This is a genomic window from Bacteriovorax sp. As-1 (assembly GCF_058446905.1).
The window spans coordinates 1,577,334-1,594,529 of record NZ_CP184341.1 but is presented as its reverse complement, the minus strand read 5'-3'; the positions used below and the strand labels follow the sequence as shown (position 1 = coordinate 1,594,529).

Below are 17,196 nucleotides of genomic sequence, written 5' to 3'. Positions count from 1 at the left end.
TTACTCTTCGCCAGACTCGTTAGAATCTGGAGTTTCAGCAGGTGTAGAAGCTGCCGCTGGAGCTTCAGATGATGCTGCTCCTTCAACTACTTCGATATCATCATCTGGATCAACGATTTTCTCTACAGCTACAACTGATTCACCTTCTTTAAGTTTAATCAGACGCACACCTTGAGTTGTTCTACCCATTAGAGAGATACCAGAAATTTTCGTTCTGATTACCTGTCCTTTATCAGAGATGATCATTAGATCGTCTTTATCTGTAACTGGTTTAATGTCGATGATGTCACCGTTCTTTTCGTTGAGTCTCATCGCCAGGATACCTTTACCACCGCGAGATTGTTTTCTGTACTCAGATACTGAAGTACGTTTTCCGTAACCTTGAGATGTAACAGATAGGATTTCTACAGAGTCATCGATGATTTCCATACCGATGATTTTCTCGTCATCGTTAAGTTCAATCCCTTTTACCCCTTGAGAAACGCGCCCTAGTGGACGAGCGTCTGTTTCAGCAAAACGAATGATTTTTCCTGAAGAAGAACATAGAAGAACGTCTTTTTTCCCATCTGTGATTTTTACAGATAGAAGGTTGTCGCCGTCTACGATCTTAATTGCCGTTAATCCAGACTGACGGATGTTTTTGTACTCAGAAAGCTCTGACTTCTTAACAATACCGCGCTCTGTAGCGATCATTAGGAATTTTCCTTCAACGTCACTTGGAGCAATCATGATGTTCTTAACTGTCTCACCTGGTGGTAATTGAATTAAGTTAACAATGTTGCGTCCTTTCGTTGTACGGTTTCCTTCTGGGATGTTGTAAACCTTAATCGAGAACACTTGTCCTTTATCTGTGAAGACAAATAGAGTCGAGTGAGTGTTAGCGATGAAGATAGATGTGTAGAAGTCGTCGTCCGCTCCATCAGCACCTTTTACTCCTGTACCTCCACGTTTTTGTGTGCGGTAAGTGTCCATCGCCATACGTTTCACGTAACCTTTGTGAGTAATTGTTACGATAACGTCTTCGTTTTTAACCAGGTCTTCCATCTGAATTTCATCAGCTTTCGCGATGATTTCAGTTCTTCTCTTATCACCGTAGTTTTCAAGAACTTCTCTGAATTCTGTGCGGATGATATCCGTAATTTGAGCTTCACTTCCAAGAATTCCTTCTAAGCGAGCGATCTCTTTCATGATGTCGTTGTAGTCTTTGATGATCTTATCGCGCTCAAGACCAGTTAAACGTTGTAGTCTCATATCTAGAATAGCTTGCGCTTGGATATCAGATAGAGAGTAAACGCTCATTAACTGAGCTTTAGCTTGGTGAGGTCCTTCAGATTTCTTAACAAGCTCAACGATAGCGTCGATGTTTTCAACAGCAATCTTTAAACCTTCAAGGATATGTGCGCGCTCTTTTGCTTTTTTTAGCTCGTATACAGTTCTTCTTATAACAATTTCTCTTCTATGGTTGATGAAGAAAAGAAGTTGCTCTTTCAGGTTAAGGATACGAGGTGATCCGTTAACGATTGAAAGGAAAATGATACCAAATGAAGTTTGAAGCGGAGTCGCTTTATAAAGTTTGTTAATGATAACTGTAGCGATTTCGCCTTTTTTAAGGTCGATAACGATTCTAATTCCTTCGCGCGAAGACTCGTCACGGATATCTGAGATACCTGTAAGTTCTTTTTCGTTAACAAGTTCAGCAATTCTTTCAATTAGTTTTGCTTTGTTAACCTGGTAAGGAAGTTCAGTGATAACGATTGAGTCGCGGTCTTTTTTAGCGTTATGTTCAACGTCGATTTTCGCTCTGATTTGAAGAACACCCTTACCAGTGTGGTAAGCAGAACGAATTCCTTCTGTACCGTGGATTGTACCAGCAGTAGGGAAGTCCGGCCCAGGGATGATTCTCATTAGATCTTCAATCGAAGCTGTTGGAGTGTCGATTAGAAGAAGAAGACCATTCATGATTTCTGATAAGTTGTGTGGAGGAATGTTTGTTGCCATCCCTACGGCGATACCAGAAGACCCGTTGATTAAAAGGTTAGGGATTTTTGTTGGAAGAACACTTGGCTCAACTAGAGAGTCATCGTAGTTCGGGTTCCAATCGACTGTTTCTTTATCAAGATCAGCCAGCATTTCTTCCGAAAGCTTCTTCATTCTGATCTCGGTATACCTCATCGCCGCCGCATTATCTCCGTCGATCGATCCGAAGTTCCCTTGCCCGTCTACCAGCGGGTATCTCATTGAGAAATCCTGAGCTAGACGAACGATTGCACGGTATACAGCATAGTCACCGTGTGGGTGATACTTACCGATAATATCCCCAACAACACGCGCAGACTTTAGGAATGGCTTGTTGTGGTAGTTATTTAGTGAGTCCATAGCGTAAAGAACGCGTCTATGTACCGGCTTCATCCCGTCGCGAACGTCCGGAAGGGCACGGCCAACGATTACCGACATAGCGTAATCGAGATAGCAGCTCTTCATCTCATCTTGAATGACCACCGGAGAAATATTTCCGTGGTTAATTGTGTTATTGTTGTTTTCTTCTGACATATTTTTTTACCTTTTTAACAATCTAAAATTTACGTATTACACATCAAGGTTTCTAGCATTCAGTGCGTTTTCTTCAACGAACTTTCTTCTTGGTTCTACCTGGTCTCCCATTAGAACTGTAAAGACCTGATCCGCTTCAAGCGTATCTTCAATTCTTACTTGTAGAAGTGTTCTGTTAGAAGGGTTCATAGTGGTTTCCCAAAGTTGCTCTGGGTTCATTTCTCCTAGTCCCTTGTAACGTTGGATGTATGCACCTTGTTTACCATCCGCGATAACGAATTCAGAGAATGCCGTTAGAGATGCGAACTCTCTTGTGTCTTTTTCACGTTCAATTTTAAAAGTCGCTTTGCTGTATTTTTTAATACCGTCAAAGCTGTTAACTAAATCAGCATATTCCGGCGATCTTAGGAAACCCGGGCTGATTTTAAATCTTTTCGTTCTTGAAGCAGTTTTAATGTTCAGACGAAGAGAGAAGGTTTTTGTGTCGTAGTCTTCTTCAACCGTAATTGAGTACTGCTTTAATGTTTCAGTCTCAAGCGGCTTGAAGAAATCAGTAAGTCTCTTAGCTTCTGCTTCAACTTTCGCTTTGTCGCTCATGTCGGAAGCGCCAAGCATTCCATCTTCAATCAGTCTTCTTAAAAGGTCTGAATCATAGTGAGTGTCGTAGTAAGAAAGAGTTTTTCTGTACATGCTTTCTTTGTTGATTAACTGCTTAGCTGAATCTCCAGAAACTAGTTCTCCATTGATACTAATTTTTGAGTCATCAGTTGCATTGTTAATCAGGTACTCTTCAAGGCGTTTATCGTCTTTTAAGTACGTCTCCATTTTCCCTTTTTTGTATTTATAAAGAGGTGGTTGAGCGATGTAGATATACCCTTGCTCAATTAGCTCCGGGAATTGACGGTAGAGTAGAGTAAGAAGAAGAGTTCTAATGTGCGATCCATCGACGTCGGCATCGGTCATGATAACGATTTTATGGTAGCGCAGTTTTCCAATGTTGAATTGATCCTTACCAATACCTGTTCCCAGGGCCTGGATAAGGTTTTTAATTTCATCTGAAGCCAACATTTTTTCATAACGAGCTTTTTCAACGTTAAGAATCTTACCCTTAAGTGGAAGAACAGCCTGTACTCTGCGATCGCGACCTTGTTTTGCAGATCCGCCCGCAGAGTCCCCTTCTACGATGTATAGTTCACACTGAGCAGGATCTGATTCCTGACAGTCTGCCATTTTCCCTGGAAGTCCAGAGAACTCTAAAACGTTTTTACGGCGAGTAAGCTCGCGAGCACGGCGAGCAGCTTCTCTCGCTGCAGCGGCATCAACTGATTTTTTGATGACCAGTTTTCCGATTTCCGGATTTTCTTCAAGGTAAGTTTTTAGAGATTCACCTACTAGTGAATTTACAATCCCTTCAACTTCACTGTTTCCAAGTTTTGACTTAGTCTGACCTTCAAATTGAGGTTCTTTTAATTTTACAGAAACAACTGCTGTTAAGCCTTCCCTCATATCATCACCCGTAAGAGCGATTTTGATGTTTTTTAGAAGGTTGTTATCTTTTGCATAGTTGTTAAGTACACGTGTCAGAGCTGTTTTAAATCCAGAAACGTGTGTTCCACCTTCTGGAGTTGAAATGTTGTTAGCATATGAAGTGATGACTTCGTTGTACGAGTCTGTCCATTGCATTGAAATTTCTGCTTCGTAATCATCCTTAGTCTGCACGAAGTAGATAACTTTTTTATGGATCGGAGTTTTCGCTCTATTGAGGAATGTAACAAACTCAGAAATACCACCTTCATAGTGAAAAGTGTCGACTTTTTCTGAACGCTCATCAGTTAGAACGATTTTTAATCCGCGGTTAAGGAAGGCCATCTCACGGAAACGGTTAGCAAGAGTATCGTAGTTGAATTCATGGAATTCAAAAATTTCGTTGTCTGGTTTGAAAGTAACTTTCGTTCCAGTTTCTTTCGGATTATCAAGATCTCCAATGACTTTCAATGGAGCAGTTGCCTTACCGTGGTCAAACGTTAACTCATGAAGCTTTCCATTCTTTTTAATTTCAAGCTTAACCCATTTTGAAAGAGCGTTAACAACAGAAGCACCTACACCGTGCAATCCACCTGATACTTTGTAAGCTCCGCCTTCTTCGTTAAATTTTCCACCAGCGTGAAGCTTTGTATAAACAAGCTCAGCTCCTGAAACTTTTTCAGTAGGGTGAAGGTCAACGGGAATACCACGTCCGTTATCAGTAACCGATACTGAGTTATCAATGTGAATAATGACATTGATGTCCGTACAGTAACCTGCGAGGGCTTCATCTACAGAGTTATCAACGATTTCATAAACGCAGTGGTGAAGACCACGAATACCTGTATCACCGATATACATACCAGGACGTTTTCTTACGGCATCTAGACCTTCGAGAACTTTAATCTGGCCTGAGCCGTACTCAGTGCTGACTTTTGAGATGGATTCTTGTTGATTGTTTTCCAAGACGGATACTCCTATAAGTTTGGAGAAGTCTTAGTGAATTATGGAACCGTTCCTGATGTGGATGTTGTTGGCGCCGCTAATTCGGTCTAATTCTTCCTTAAATTTTTCGTTGGCAGTAGTTATCAAAACTTGAAATTCTCGTTTTTCTAAATACTCAACTAGCCTTCGCCATCGATGCTGATCAAGCTCGCCAGAAACGTCGTCAATTAGCACTATTGGATAGGACATATATTTATACCGAAAAAGCTCTATATAGGCAAATAAGAGGCTTAAATAACTCATCTTTTGCTGACCTAGAGAACAAAAATCAAACGAATTTAAACCGTCAAAAAGAAGCACATAGTCATCTTTATGTGGACCGTAAGAAGTGTGTCCTCTTTCGCAATCAGATTCCAAGTTGTTGGCGAATAATTTTTGAATGTTTTCTACTGACATTCCAATAATGCGCGAATCTAAATTTATTTTTAAACTATGGCGCTCAGAAAACAGGGTCTGAAAGGTCTCGCCAATGAGCGGTTCTAAGGCCTCCAGGAACTCTACGCGCTTGTTTGTGAGAAAATGCGATAGTTGGGCAAGCTCGGGATCTGAAGCTAAAATTTGCTCCTTAAAACGGCTTGGTTTTTTAGAAAGTAGGGTATTTCTAAATCTAAGGGCAATTGTATAACGGGCCAATTGCTTTTTATATTGGTCATCAAGTTGGCTTAAAAAGTAATCAATCCACTCACGGCGATCACTGGCACTATTGTGAAAACCATATGAATCAAATGGATTGATAAAAACAACTTTGATATCCAGGCGTTTTTTTACTGGAGCTCCATCTAAAAACCAAAGAACATTCTCATTGGTCATTTTAGAAGTGTAACTCATCACTTCGCGCTCATCGTTTTCCACAACAGAAGAAAATATAATCTCAGGTTTTCCACCATCAATACTCAAAAATTGTGGAAAACTCGTATTTTTACGGAAAGATTTTTTTGTCGCCAGAACGTTGATAGCTTCTAAGATATTTGTTTTACCATTTCCATTCTCACCAAGGATGCAATTGATCCCTGATGAGAACGTGATGATGTCGGGATTTAAATTTCTAAAGTTAGTAACTTGTAATTTAGAAATTTTATACGTGCTCATAAGACCTATAATTTAAGCGGCATTACGATACACAGATAGTTTTGGTTTTTTGTCGATCTGATAACAGCTGGAGAAAGTTCGTTGTTAAATTCCATTCTGATATCTTCATCGCCAAAGATTGAAAGAATATCCATTAAGAACTTAGCATTGAATCCAATTTCAAATTCTTTTCCAGAATAGTTAATTGGGAACTTTTCAAAAGCATCACCTAGAGAAGGGTGGTTGGCAGCAACTGTCATTTCACCTTCTTTCATGATTAGCTTCACACCGTTTGATCTTTCGTTGGCCATAATCTTGATACGTCTTACAGCATTTAAGAAAGAGTTCTTATCGATATCAGCGTGGTTGTTTGTCTTCTTAGGAATGATCGCTTGGTATTTTAAATATTCTTTAGCAATCAGTCTGATCGCTAGCAAATAAGTATTATTAGCGTTCAAATAAATGAATGATTCATCAACAGAAATTCCAATCTGGTGATCTGGATAAGCTTCAGCAATTTTCTTAAGCTCAGCTACACCTTTCTTAGGAATAATAATTCCGTTAATAAGTGCTTCAATTTTATTGTTAGAAAGTTCTGTTTCCACTAGAGCAAGTCTGAATCCATCAGTTGCAACAGCTCTAAGTTTGCCATCGATCTCTTGAAGATAGATACCACTTAGAAATAGTCTCGTTTCATCATTTGAAATAGCGTGAGATGTTTTGTTGATCATTTCCAGGATCTGGAAAGTGTTCAGCTTAAACTCATTAGCATTTGTACCAAATTGAAGGTGAGGGAATTCTTCGCTTGTATAGATCAGAAGTGTGAAGTTAATAGATCCACATGTAAGCTTTAAGTTATTTGATCCTTCTGGAAGTTCAATTGTTAATTCCTTCTCTGGAAGTTCTTTTACGATATCAAATATATTCTTAGCATTTACACAAAATGTACCTGGTTTTTCCACAATACAGTTAGCTGTAACTTTTGCTGATACTTCTAAATCCGTAGCAGTCATTTCGATCTTATTACCGCTAGCTTGGATTTGAATGAAATTTAGTATTAAACGAGTATTTTTTTTATCTACTACTGAAAGGATTTTAGTAAGAGTCTCTTTTAATTCATGAACTGAAATTTTAATTAACATAAGGCTATTTCCAAAATTTTATATCCTAAGTTTTTAGCAATTAGGAGTCATAGTATCAAGCTTCATTGAGCCACAATATCCCATAAATTAATCATCCTAAATGTAATCAATCTAAATGAATTTAATGAGTGGTTTGATGAAGTTCAAATGAACTCTCTTCAGACTCCCATGGCTTTATATTATTTATTATTATTAATACTTTTATTATTACACTGTGGATAAGTGGAAAAGATACGAAAGTCTTTTGATTTCATATAATTAATAAATGTGGGTATCTTGATTATTTGGGATAACTTTTCACTTTTTTAAATGTCCCGACGGATATTCTTGTTGCGGGGCCTATAATTCACATTCTTATTCACATCTTTTCAACTGAGTTTCAACATTACTTCTTAGATTGCCTAAATAGGGCCTTTTATCCCTGATTTAAAAAATCTTTTCCACATAGTTATTCACATTGTTGAAAACTTTTTGTGGATAAAGGCCTATGCGAAATAACGTTGTTAACACAAGGCCGTAAAACGAAAATTTTTGTTTGGCCATGCATAAAATCTCGGCCGTTATGTGGAAAAGGCCGTGGATAAGGTGTTAACAAATTGTGGAAAACTCTCTTAAAAGACGACAAAGTTATTCACAGCTATCCACATTCATTGTGAATAGCTGCGATTTATATTGAGATCATTTTTGACTTAAATTTTAGAGATTAGATTCGATAGCGTTGATGTCTTTTGAAAGAGAAGAATCAGTCTTAACTTTATCAGAGATAGTATTAACAGCATGGATAACAGACGAGTGATCGCGGCCTCCAAAGAACGCTCCGATCTCTTGTTGTTTTGCATTTACCACTTTTCTAGCAAGGTACATGGCCACGTGACGGGCCTTTGTGATGTCCTGGCTTCTTCCTTTAGATTTTAAGTCTGCCAGTGGAACGCGGAAGTATTGGGCCGTAGCTTTTGCTACAGATTCAATCGTCACTTCTTTTTCGTTTTCACTATTAGGAAGCATTAATTGTTCTTTAACCAGGTCAACTTCGATTTCAACGTTCATTAGCTCGCTGACAGCTTTAAGCCTTACCAGTGAACCTTCCAGCTCTCTGATGTTGGTCTTAATTCTCGAAGCAATTAACGTTAAGACGTCTTCGTTGATATATAGGTCGAGCGCTTCCATTTTGCGACGAAGAATCGCAATTCTCGTTTCTAAATCAGGTGGCTGGATATCAACGACAAGTCCCCATTGAAGACGTGTTTTGATACGCTCAGAAATACCATCAATTTCTTTTGGTCTCTTATCAGAAGTGAAGATCAGCTGCTTTCCTTTGTTATGCATTTCATTGAACACATGGAAGAACTGGTCTTGAGTACCTTCTTTGTTTTTTAACTCATGGATATCGTCGATCATCAGGACATCGATTCTCTCAGTGTATTTTCTTACGAACTCATTAATACGGTTCGTTTTCATCAACTGAATCATCTCATCCATGAAATCGCGGGCAGTGATCAGACAGATTGTGTATGACGGGTGCTTTTCTGCGATCTCGTTAGCTACAGCGTGAAGCAGGTGGGTTTTCCCCAGGCCTGAATTACTGTGGATATATAACGAAGGGTATTTTCCTTCCTTACCTGGTGTCAGGGCCACAGCTTTTGCTGCTGCCTGTGCGATATTGTTTGTAGGTCCGACAATAAAGTTGTCGAAGGTCTTTGAGCGGTCAACTCTGATTCCCGTTTTGTTCGGGTTCATGTGCTCAATATACTCAGCGTCCACGCGCGATTTTAAATCATCGCGAGTAGGGGTTAAGTCCAGTGTGAACTTAGTTGTCGCCATCGACTTTGGTCTAGTGTCGTCTTTAATTTGAACGCCTGAAAGGCCAAAGGCAGGAGCGATGTCCGCTGCTTGGTCTTTAGATGTGATAACGATTTCGTATGCCGTTCCCAGGACATTATAAAGAGCTTTGGCGATTTCTTCTTTATATAGGTCGGCCGACTTCTTAATGAAGGCCGTACGCACGCTGAAGGTCGCACTTGTGCTGTCGATTTCTTGAAGCTCAAGTGAGTTCTCAAAGTACGTTTTGAATTTTAGTTCTGGAACAATAGTCTTCAGGTGGCTTAAAACCTCCTGATTAATAGCGTTTAGCTCTTCTTGATGTTCAGAAGACTGGCCGTTTTCCGGGCCCAATTCAGGTGAGAATTGTCCGAAAAAATGGTCATTTGCCTTGGTCTCATTGCCTATCGAAAAAAAATGTTTAATAAGATGAGACGGGAAGTCCTGCGCCATTATAAACTCCGAAATACCGTGTGTGTGAAATGCGAGTCGATTTTGTAGCATGGCCCCAAAGTTGTCAGCAATAAAACATAATTTTACATTTTCTTACACGTAACGCGCGTTGTTTATTATTGACCTTTTGATAAAGAACATATATTCCTATCTCTCCATTTATTTATCAAGCATAGAAGAAGGATAGCTGTATGAGCAAAAGAACTTGGCAACCAAAGAAGTTAAAAAGATTAAGAGTACACGGGTTTCTTAAAAGAATGGCAAGCCCAGGTGGAAGAAGCGTACTAAATGCTCGTAGAGCAAAAGGTAGAGCTCGCCTAACGGTATCTTCAAGCACTAAGTAATATCTTGTGGCCGATAATAAGTTCGAAAAAAAATTTCGACTGCTATCGGCCAGTGATTTCGAAGAATTAAAAGTCGGCTCTTCTTCCTACAAAAAAGCCTCACTTATCGTTTACTACAAAAAGAATTCTTTCAATTTATCAAGAATAGGGCTTTCTGTTCCCAAAAAAATCGGCAAATCCCACGACCGCAATCGCTTGAAGCGTTTGATTCGCGAATTTTATCGTGTGTCTCCTTATAAATTTTTAGGTTACGACATTTTATTTGTCGTTTCCTGGTCGAGAAATCTTCTTCCTGAATCAACAGAGATAAAAGAGGAGATTTTGCATAAGAATTTGCGCGAATTTTTTAGCTTTTTAGAAGATGAAAAACTAAGGAGCAATTAATGAAGTTTATTGTTATTAGTTTGATTCGTTTTTACCGCTATTTTATCTCACCACTACTTGGCCCTAAATGTCGCTTCTATCCAAGCTGTTCGGAATATTCAAAAGAATGTTTCGAGAAGTTTCCAATAGAGCGTGCAGTATGGTATTCAGTACGTCGAATTAGTAGATGTCATCCCTTCTGTGATGGCGGGCATGATCCCGTTCCAGAGAAGTAATACGTCTATCATTATTTTGGAGTTAATTTCATGTTCAACCAAGACCAAAAACGTGCGTTTATCGCTGTCCTTCTTTCGGGGATCGTCCTATTTGGATGGCAGTATTATTTCGCTCAAAAAACACCAGCTCCCACAGCAGTAACGACTCAACCAGTGGCCACAACAACTGATTTAAAAGAGCAACCGAAGACTGAAAATCCGGCGACTCTATCAGCTGGAACAGCTGCAGCGGCGACAACACCAGCTGCACCAATTACAATTCAACCATTCACTCTTAAGCGCGACCAATATGAGTTCACACTTACGAGTGATTTAACAGTAACTGATATGAAAAACCCTAACTCGGTTTTTGATTTCAAATCACTTACTGATTCTCCAGCTCCTCTAAAGCTTCAAGTGGTAACAGACTACGGAGCAACAGATCTTCTTTTCCAAATGGAGCAACAAGGTCCTAATAAAATCGTAGGAACAAACCAAAATTTTGGTGTAACTTTCGAAGCTTTCATCAAAGAAAATGGACGTGTACATGTAAAACTTTCTTCGCCGAAAGAATTCAAATACCGCCTGATTTTCGATGCTCGCCCAATGAAATCTGACAGCGGACAAATCCGTCACTTCTCTGTTTTAACTAAAGATGTAAAAACAATCGAAGTTTCAAAAGATAAAGAAAACGATGGAAACGTAAACTGGATGGGAACTGATTATAACTTCCACCTTTTTGCTTTTGTTTTCCCAAAAGAAACTCCGGCCCGTTATAAGACAACTGAACAAGGACAAATGTTAGTTGAGATCCCAAATGCTTCTAAGGAATTCTCGGGAGACTTGGTTTTCACTAAGAAAAACTACGATGAGCTAATCGCTCTAGGGGATAACCTAAAATTAGCAGTAGATTTCGGATTTTTCGCTATCCTTGCAGTTCCAATGTTAAGAGCACTTCAATTCATCTATAAATTTATCCCGAACTACGGTCTAGCGATCATTCTTGTAACGATCCTTATTCGTCTGATCACTTTCCCTCTTCAGTACAAATCGTTTAAGTCGATGAAAAAGATGCAAACGATCCAGCCTGAACTGGCAAAGATCAAAGAAAAGTACAAAGATGAACCGCAAAAGATGCAAAAAGAGACAATGGACCTGTTTAAGAAGGCCGGAGCTAACCCACTATCAGGGTGTCTTCCATTACTTCTTCAAATGCCGTTTTTCTTCGCTATTTACCGCGTTCTTTATAGTGCTGTAGAGCTTGTAGGCGCTCCATTCTACGGATGGATTCACGACCTAAGCTTACATGACCCATTCTACGTGCTTCCGCTTTTAATGGCCGGAGCAATGTTCGCACAACAAAAGATGACGCCAACAACGACTATGGACCCTACACAAGCTAAGATTATGCTTTTCATGCCTGTAATCTTCGCTTTTATTATGAAAGGGCTTCCTGCTGGTCTAGTTTTATACATTTTCGTATCGACAACTGTAGGTATTTTCCAGCAGATGATCGTTTACAAGATGGCCGATTAGGTTTTCATAGTATATGAAGCCTTATGAATTTTTTTACTGATGATCAACCTATAATTGCTTGCAGTACTGGAACTAGTTCCAATACTGCAATCGCAGTTATCAGACTTACTGGTTTCAAAAATCTTCTCGATCTCCAAAAATTTTTCTCATTTTCCCTCGTAAAAGTTAAACCGCGCATGTCTCACCTGACGAATATCGAGTCCGATGGCAAAGTCTACGACAATGGTCTGATGGTTTTTTTTCCAGAAGGGGGGAGTTACACTGGGGAAAATGTTCTGGAGTTATCGGTTCACGGAAACCAGCTCAATATTCAAAGAATTCTTGATCTCTTCATTAAAGATGGAAATTTCCGTGCGGCACATCCGGGAGAATTCACTTACCGCGCTTTAAAAAATAAAAAACTTAGCCTTTCTCAAGTAGAAGGTTTGGATATGCTTCTGAATGCGAATTCAAGCCTGATGCTTACGCAAGGTTTAGATATTCTGCAGGGGGATTTGCACGCCCAGTACCTGGCCCTTTATGACGCCTTTTTAAAATTAAAAGCGGCCGTTGAGATTTCGATCGATTTTTCTGAGGATGTAGGGGCAGAAGAAACTCAAAAATTGTTCCAGGATTCATTCAATAAATTTTTTAAACTCATCTCGGCACTAAAAACCCGAACAGAAGGGAATGTTTCTTCACTTCTTGCTCCGGAAATTGTCCTGGTAGGGCAGACCAATGCTGGGAAAAGTTCACTTTTTAATATTCTTCTAAAACACGACCGTTCAATCGTCTCAAATATCGCTGGGACCACTCGCGATTATGTCTCGGAAGTGATTCATATTGATGGGACCAATTTTAAACTGGTCGATACGGCCGGAATTCGTGAATCAAGTGACGTCATTGAGAACATCGGAATTGATAGGGCCATGGGCATTTTGGCCCGTGCTTTTTACAAGATTTTGATCGTAAATCCTTATGAAACTAATCCAGAATATTTGAAGAAATTTACGGATATTGATTTTGATTTTTTAGTGGTTTCTCACTCTGATAAAAGCGATTTTTCTAGAAGAGTAGAGGAGATAGATTTCTCTCTCATTAAGACAAATTTTGTAGCAAAAGCAACATTCGAAAATAGAGATTTTGGTTCTATAGAACCACTTACTATTCCTGGTCCTATGGGACCACTTTTGACAAATTTTGGTCCTATAGAACCAGTTTCAAAAAATATTGGTCCTATAGAACCACTTTCGAAAAACAATGGTCCTATAGAACCACTTTCAAAAAATAACGGTCCTATAGGACCAAGTTCAAAAACAAGCGGTCCTATAGGACCACTTTTTAGTGGATCGACAGAAAATTCGAGTGGTCCTATAGAACCATTTTTAAAGGCCCATATTCAGCAAAAATTTGAAAAGATGACGGCTAATAACCCGATATTACTTGAGAGGCATCGTACAGTAATCAATAAAATTTATAGTAAATCTGTAGATTTTTCAAATAATATCAATGGTTTAGATGATGTTGCGATTCTTTCTTCAGAGGTCAATATTCTAGGACATTCGCTTACAGAGCTTATTGGAATTGTTTCTCCGGACGATGTACTTAATTCAATCTTTGCGAATTTTTGTATTGGGAAGTAGCCAAAAACCTTGCGTTAAAGTAATAGTGATGGCCAGAACTTTTTAACTAACTGGTAAAAATGCTTTGCATTTTTTCTGGCCATTGTTCTACGTGGAACAAAAAATTATGAATAATTCTTTCGATATATTAATCATTGGTGGTGGTCACGCTGGAAGTGAAGCCGCATGGATTTCATCACAGTTCGGATTAAAAGTCGGACTGATTTCTGGTCCCGGAGCAAGTCTTGCTTCGACTCCTTGCAATCCGGCCGTCGGCGGAGTGGGGAAGGGTCAAGTGGTTCGAGAGATCGATGCCCTTGGTGGAATGATGGGAATTGTCGCTGACAAGGCCGGCATTCAGTATAGAACACTGAACGAGTCAAAAGGGTTTGCCGTTCAATCAACAAGAGTCCAGGTAGACAAAGAACTCTATACGAAATATGCCGAAGAACTTCTTTCGACTCAGGAAAATTTAACGATCATTCGCCAGATGGTGAAGGCCGTAAAAAATACAGATAGATTTATCATTGAAACGGAAGAGGGACATACCTTTAGCGCTTTAAAGGTGATTGTCACTACAGGGACTTTTCTAAATGGAAAACTCCACACGGGAGAAGAGCAAACCCTTGGTGGAAGAGTAGAGTGTAAACAGTCAGTAGGTCTGAATGATTTATTTTCTGAAATTAAAACTCTTCCAAATAGATTTAAAACTGGAACTCCTCCGAGAATCGACAGAAAGACGATCAATTATTCTAAGCTCGAGCCTCAAGAGAGTGACTGCGGCACAAGAAACTTTCACTCTATGAGTGAGCCGTTTTCTAGAAACTCTCAGCAGATTTCAATGTATCTAACGAGGACAAATTCAGAAACTTTAAGCATAATTCGTGCAAACAAAGAAAGATCTCCCATTTTTAATGGGCAGATCAAAGGAATTGGACCTAGATATTGTCCTTCTATTGAAGATAAAGCCTTCAGATACACAGAAAAAGACGTTCACCATGTCTTTGTTGAACCAGAAGGATTAAATCTAGAGACGATTTATCCAAATGGAGTTTCAACTTCGCTACCAAAAGATGTTCAGGAAAGCTTTATTAGAACTATTTCTGGCCTAGAAGAAGCAAAAATCCTCGTTCACGGCTACGCCGTTGAGTACGATGTTGTCGATACGTCTGAACTTTCTCGCTCAATGGAGTATAAATCTATTCCCGGATTATATTTTGCGGGACAAGTTTGTGGGACTTCTGGATATGAAGAGGCAGCAGGGCAGGGAATTGTTGCTGGAATCAATGCTTCTTTGGCATTTTTAGGAAAAGAATCACTCATTTTAGACAGAAATGACTCTTATATTGGAGTTATGATCGAAGATTTAGTCACAAATAAAAGAGATGAGCCTTATAGGCTCTTTACTGCGAGATCAGAAAACCGTCTTTACGTGAGAGAAGATAATACAATTCAAAGAATGAATAAATACAGAAAGACGCTTGGATTAAGCGCAAAGCTGGATTATTTCCAGGAAAGCATCCTCGATGAGGTCACAATCCTAGAAAACTTAATCGAAACTACGATGTTTTATGCAACAACGGCAGAAACAAAAGAATATTTCGCCGAAGTAGGGTACGGATCCCTTGAAAGCAACATTAGTTTCAAAGAACTTCTTCGTCGCCCTAATCTAAATCCGGTTGAAGTCCTGATGAATGAAACACTGAGGATGGGTGCAAGTTTTCACCCGGATGTTGTTCGAACAGTGGCAATCGCTGCCAAGTATGAGGGCTATATTGATAGGGCCGTCATTGAAAGTGAAAAGATTAATCGCATGAGCAAGAAGAAGATCAGCTGGGAAGTCCTGGCAGAATCAAAGAATATCTCTTTTGAGTGCAAACTCAGAATCAAGCAAATCAGGCCTGAAACTTTCGGTCAATTGCAAAGAATTGAAGGAATCAGACCCGCTACCCTAGCATACGTGGCCGGAAACCTGGTTTAAGGAAAAACATGAAAGAATTCGCTAAAAAATACCTCGATCTTTTGACTGGCGAGTTTGCCGGGATCAATTTAACAAGAATCGATTCACCAGAAGAGTTTTACCAAAAACAAATCATAGACTCAGTCCTTCCAGAAACAGAGAGCAAGGTTTTCAAAAACTGCCTGGAAAAAACAAAGATACTAGTGGACGTTGGTTTTGGGGGAGGGTTTCCCATCCTACCTCTGGCCTTCAAGAATCCAGATAAAAAATTTTTGGGATTTGATGCCCGTGCAAAAAAAGCTCAGGTCGTCCAAAAAATTGCAGACACGCTTGGTTTAAAAAATGCAAAGCTAAAGCATCAGCGCCTGGAAACAGTAGACTTCGATGTCGACACGATGATCACATTTAAGGCCGTGGGAAAAGTGGCGGATTATTTACCAATGATTCGTACAAATAAAACCGTCTACGTTTTTTTCTATAAAGGACCAAACTTTTATGAACTAGAAGATGTCGAAGAACTTCTGGAAAAAGACTGGGAGATGATCGAAGAAAAATCATACGACGTACCAGGAACTGAAGGACGCATCCTGTTAGGATTTAAGAATAGAAAAGTTCTACGTGGAACAATGACGAAAGAAAAAATTATTAAACTTTCATCGTTACTTTAAGTGAAAAAAAAGTTATAAATATCGTCTAAATAGTCAAAAAGGGGACCCATAAATGGCTAAAATTATTGCGATGATGAACCAAAAAGGTGGAGTAGGTAAAACAACTTCATCAGTTAATCTTGCGGCGTGTCTAGCAGTAGCTGAGAAAAGAACTCTACTAATTGACCTCGATCCTCAAGGAAACGGAAGTCTAAGTATAGGGCTCGCAAAAGAAACATTTGCTGGAAAAAATATTTACCACGCTCTAATCGGACAAATTGATATTAAAGAAGCAATTTACCACAGTGAACTTCCATATTTTGATATCTGTCCTTCTGATAACAACCTTTCAGGAGCAGAAATTGAATTAGTGAGTTTATTTGCTCGCGAATCTAAACTAAAACAAGCTTTCAAATCAGTAGATAAAGACTACGACTATATCATTATCGACTGTCCTCCTTCTCTAGGACTTTTAACAGTGAACGCGCTAAACGCTGCACACTCTTATATCGTTCCAATGCAAACTGAATATTTAGCAATGGAAGGTCTGGCACAGTTATTAAATACTGTTCGATTAATTAGAACATCTCTAAATCCAAACCTGGAATTAGATGGAATTCTTCTTACTATGTTTGACTCAAGATCAGGTCTACATAAGCAAGTAGCAACAGAAATTAAAACTCACTTCGGTGATACAGTTTTCAAAACAATCATTCCAAGAAACGTAAAACTTGCTGAGTGTCCGTCATTCGGAAAACCAGTTATTCTATACGATATTGAATCAAAAGGCAGTGAAGCCTACCTAGCATTGGCCAAGGAAATTATTCTTAAGGAGCGCACAAAGGGAACTTCGGCTCCAGCAAAAGAAGTTGGCTCTGAAAAACCAGCAGAAGATTTAATCATGAGTTCGATTCCGGACCTTGAAAAAATCAACTTCGATGAACCACCAGCTTTTGAACAATAAGGAATA

General features: G+C 39.3%; 13 protein-coding genes. 8 read left to right on the top strand and 5 right to left on the bottom strand.

What is annotated here, in order from left to right; translation table 11 throughout:
• The 5 genes from gyrA to dnaA form a co-directional block, all read right to left on the bottom strand.
• Positions 1-2,550 (bottom strand): DNA gyrase subunit A, encoded by a 2,550-nt coding sequence (gene gyrA / locus ACN20O_RS08135; RefSeq protein WP_491638884.1) that lies wholly within the window; start codon positions 2,548-2,550, stop codon positions 1-3.
• Between the two features lie 36 nt (positions 2,551-2,586).
• Positions 2,587-5,040 (bottom strand): DNA topoisomerase (ATP-hydrolyzing) subunit B, encoded by a 2,454-nt coding sequence (gene gyrB / locus ACN20O_RS08130; RefSeq protein ID WP_491638882.1) that lies wholly within the window; start codon positions 5,038-5,040, stop codon positions 2,587-2,589.
• A 30-nt stretch (positions 5,041-5,070) separates the two neighbouring features.
• The gene (gene recF, locus ACN20O_RS08125) at positions 5,071-6,168 is read right to left on the bottom strand and encodes a DNA replication/repair protein RecF (protein WP_491638880.1); all 1,098 of its coding nucleotides are present in this window, start codon (positions 6,166-6,168) and stop codon (positions 5,071-5,073) included.
• Between the two features lie 5 nt (positions 6,169-6,173).
• On the bottom strand, positions 6,174-7,289 hold the full coding sequence (gene dnaN, locus ACN20O_RS08120; RefSeq protein WP_102241809.1) for a DNA polymerase III subunit beta: 1,116 nt from the start codon (positions 7,287-7,289) through the stop codon (positions 6,174-6,176).
• Between the two features lie 696 nt (positions 7,290-7,985).
• Positions 7,986-9,560, bottom strand: coding sequence for a chromosomal replication initiator protein DnaA (gene dnaA, locus ACN20O_RS08115; RefSeq protein ID WP_491638877.1), 1,575 nt, complete (start codon positions 9,558-9,560; stop codon positions 7,986-7,988).
• Between the two features lie 191 nt (positions 9,561-9,751).
• Between dnaA and rpmH the strand changes: the two genes are divergently transcribed.
• From rpmH to ACN20O_RS08075, 8 genes are all read left to right on the top strand, one after another.
• A complete protein-coding gene (gene rpmH, locus ACN20O_RS08110; protein WP_102245429.1) occupies positions 9,752-9,904 on the top strand; it encodes a 50S ribosomal protein L34 in 153 nt (50 codons plus the stop codon).
• Between the two features lie 6 nt (positions 9,905-9,910).
• Positions 9,911-10,288 carry a ribonuclease P protein component gene (rnpA, locus tag ACN20O_RS08105; RefSeq protein WP_491638875.1) on the top strand — a complete coding sequence of 126 codons (378 nt, stop codon included), beginning with the start codon at positions 9,911-9,913 and terminating at the stop codon, positions 10,286-10,288.
• Positions 10,288-10,503 carry a membrane protein insertion efficiency factor YidD gene (gene yidD, locus ACN20O_RS08100; RefSeq protein ID WP_491638873.1) on the top strand — a complete coding sequence of 72 codons (216 nt, stop codon included), beginning with the start codon at positions 10,288-10,290 and terminating at the stop codon, positions 10,501-10,503. The genes rnpA and yidD overlap by 1 nt, the downstream gene beginning before the upstream one ends.
• A gap of 30 nt (positions 10,504-10,533) precedes the next feature.
• Complete coding sequence (gene yidC / locus ACN20O_RS08095) at positions 10,534-12,018, top strand: membrane protein insertase YidC (protein ID WP_491638871.1); 1,485 nt, start codon at positions 10,534-10,536, stop codon at positions 12,016-12,018.
• Between the two features lie 23 nt (positions 12,019-12,041).
• Complete coding sequence (locus tag ACN20O_RS08090) at positions 12,042-13,640, top strand: tRNA modification GTPase (protein ID WP_491638869.1); 1,599 nt, start codon at positions 12,042-12,044, stop codon at positions 13,638-13,640.
• Between the two features lie 106 nt (positions 13,641-13,746).
• The gene (gene mnmG, locus ACN20O_RS08085; RefSeq protein ID WP_491638867.1) at positions 13,747-15,600 is read left to right on the top strand and encodes a tRNA uridine-5-carboxymethylaminomethyl(34) synthesis enzyme MnmG; all 1,854 of its coding nucleotides are present in this window, start codon (positions 13,747-13,749) and stop codon (positions 15,598-15,600) included.
• 8 nt (positions 15,601-15,608) lie between these two features.
• Positions 15,609-16,247 carry a 16S rRNA (guanine(527)-N(7))-methyltransferase RsmG gene (locus ACN20O_RS08080; protein WP_491638865.1) on the top strand — a complete coding sequence of 213 codons (639 nt, stop codon included), beginning with the start codon at positions 15,609-15,611 and terminating at the stop codon, positions 16,245-16,247.
• Between the two features lie 52 nt (positions 16,248-16,299).
• A complete protein-coding gene (locus ACN20O_RS08075; RefSeq protein WP_491638863.1) occupies positions 16,300-17,190 on the top strand; it encodes a ParA family protein in 891 nt (296 codons plus the stop codon).
• Positions 17,191-17,196 lie beyond the last annotated feature (6 nt).

Coding starts and splice junctions, on each gene's coding strand:
- gyrA (WP_491638884.1), bottom strand. CDS start 2,550: ATGTCAGAAGAAAACAACAATAACACAATTAACCACGGAAATATTTCT.
- recF (WP_491638880.1), bottom strand. CDS start 6,168: ATGAGCACGTATAAAATTTCTAAATTACAAGTTACTAACTTTAGAAAT.
- dnaN (WP_102241809.1), bottom strand. CDS start 7,289: ATGTTAATTAAAATTTCAGTTCATGAATTAAAAGAGACTCTTACTAAA.
- dnaA (WP_491638877.1), bottom strand. CDS start 9,560: ATGGCGCAGGACTTCCCGTCTCATCTTATTAAACATTTTTTTTCGATA.
- rpmH (WP_102245429.1), top strand. CDS start 9,752: ATGAGCAAAAGAACTTGGCAACCAAAGAAGTTAAAAAGATTAAGAGTA.
- yidD (WP_491638873.1), top strand. CDS start 10,288: ATGAAGTTTATTGTTATTAGTTTGATTCGTTTTTACCGCTATTTTATC.
- yidC (WP_491638871.1), top strand. CDS start 10,534: ATGTTCAACCAAGACCAAAAACGTGCGTTTATCGCTGTCCTTCTTTCG.
- ACN20O_RS08090 (WP_491638869.1), top strand. CDS start 12,042: ATGAATTTTTTTACTGATGATCAACCTATAATTGCTTGCAGTACTGGA.
- mnmG (WP_491638867.1), top strand. CDS start 13,747: ATGAATAATTCTTTCGATATATTAATCATTGGTGGTGGTCACGCTGGA.
- ACN20O_RS08080 (WP_491638865.1), top strand. CDS start 15,609: ATGAAAGAATTCGCTAAAAAATACCTCGATCTTTTGACTGGCGAGTTT.
- ACN20O_RS08075 (WP_491638863.1), top strand. CDS start 16,300: ATGGCTAAAATTATTGCGATGATGAACCAAAAAGGTGGAGTAGGTAAA.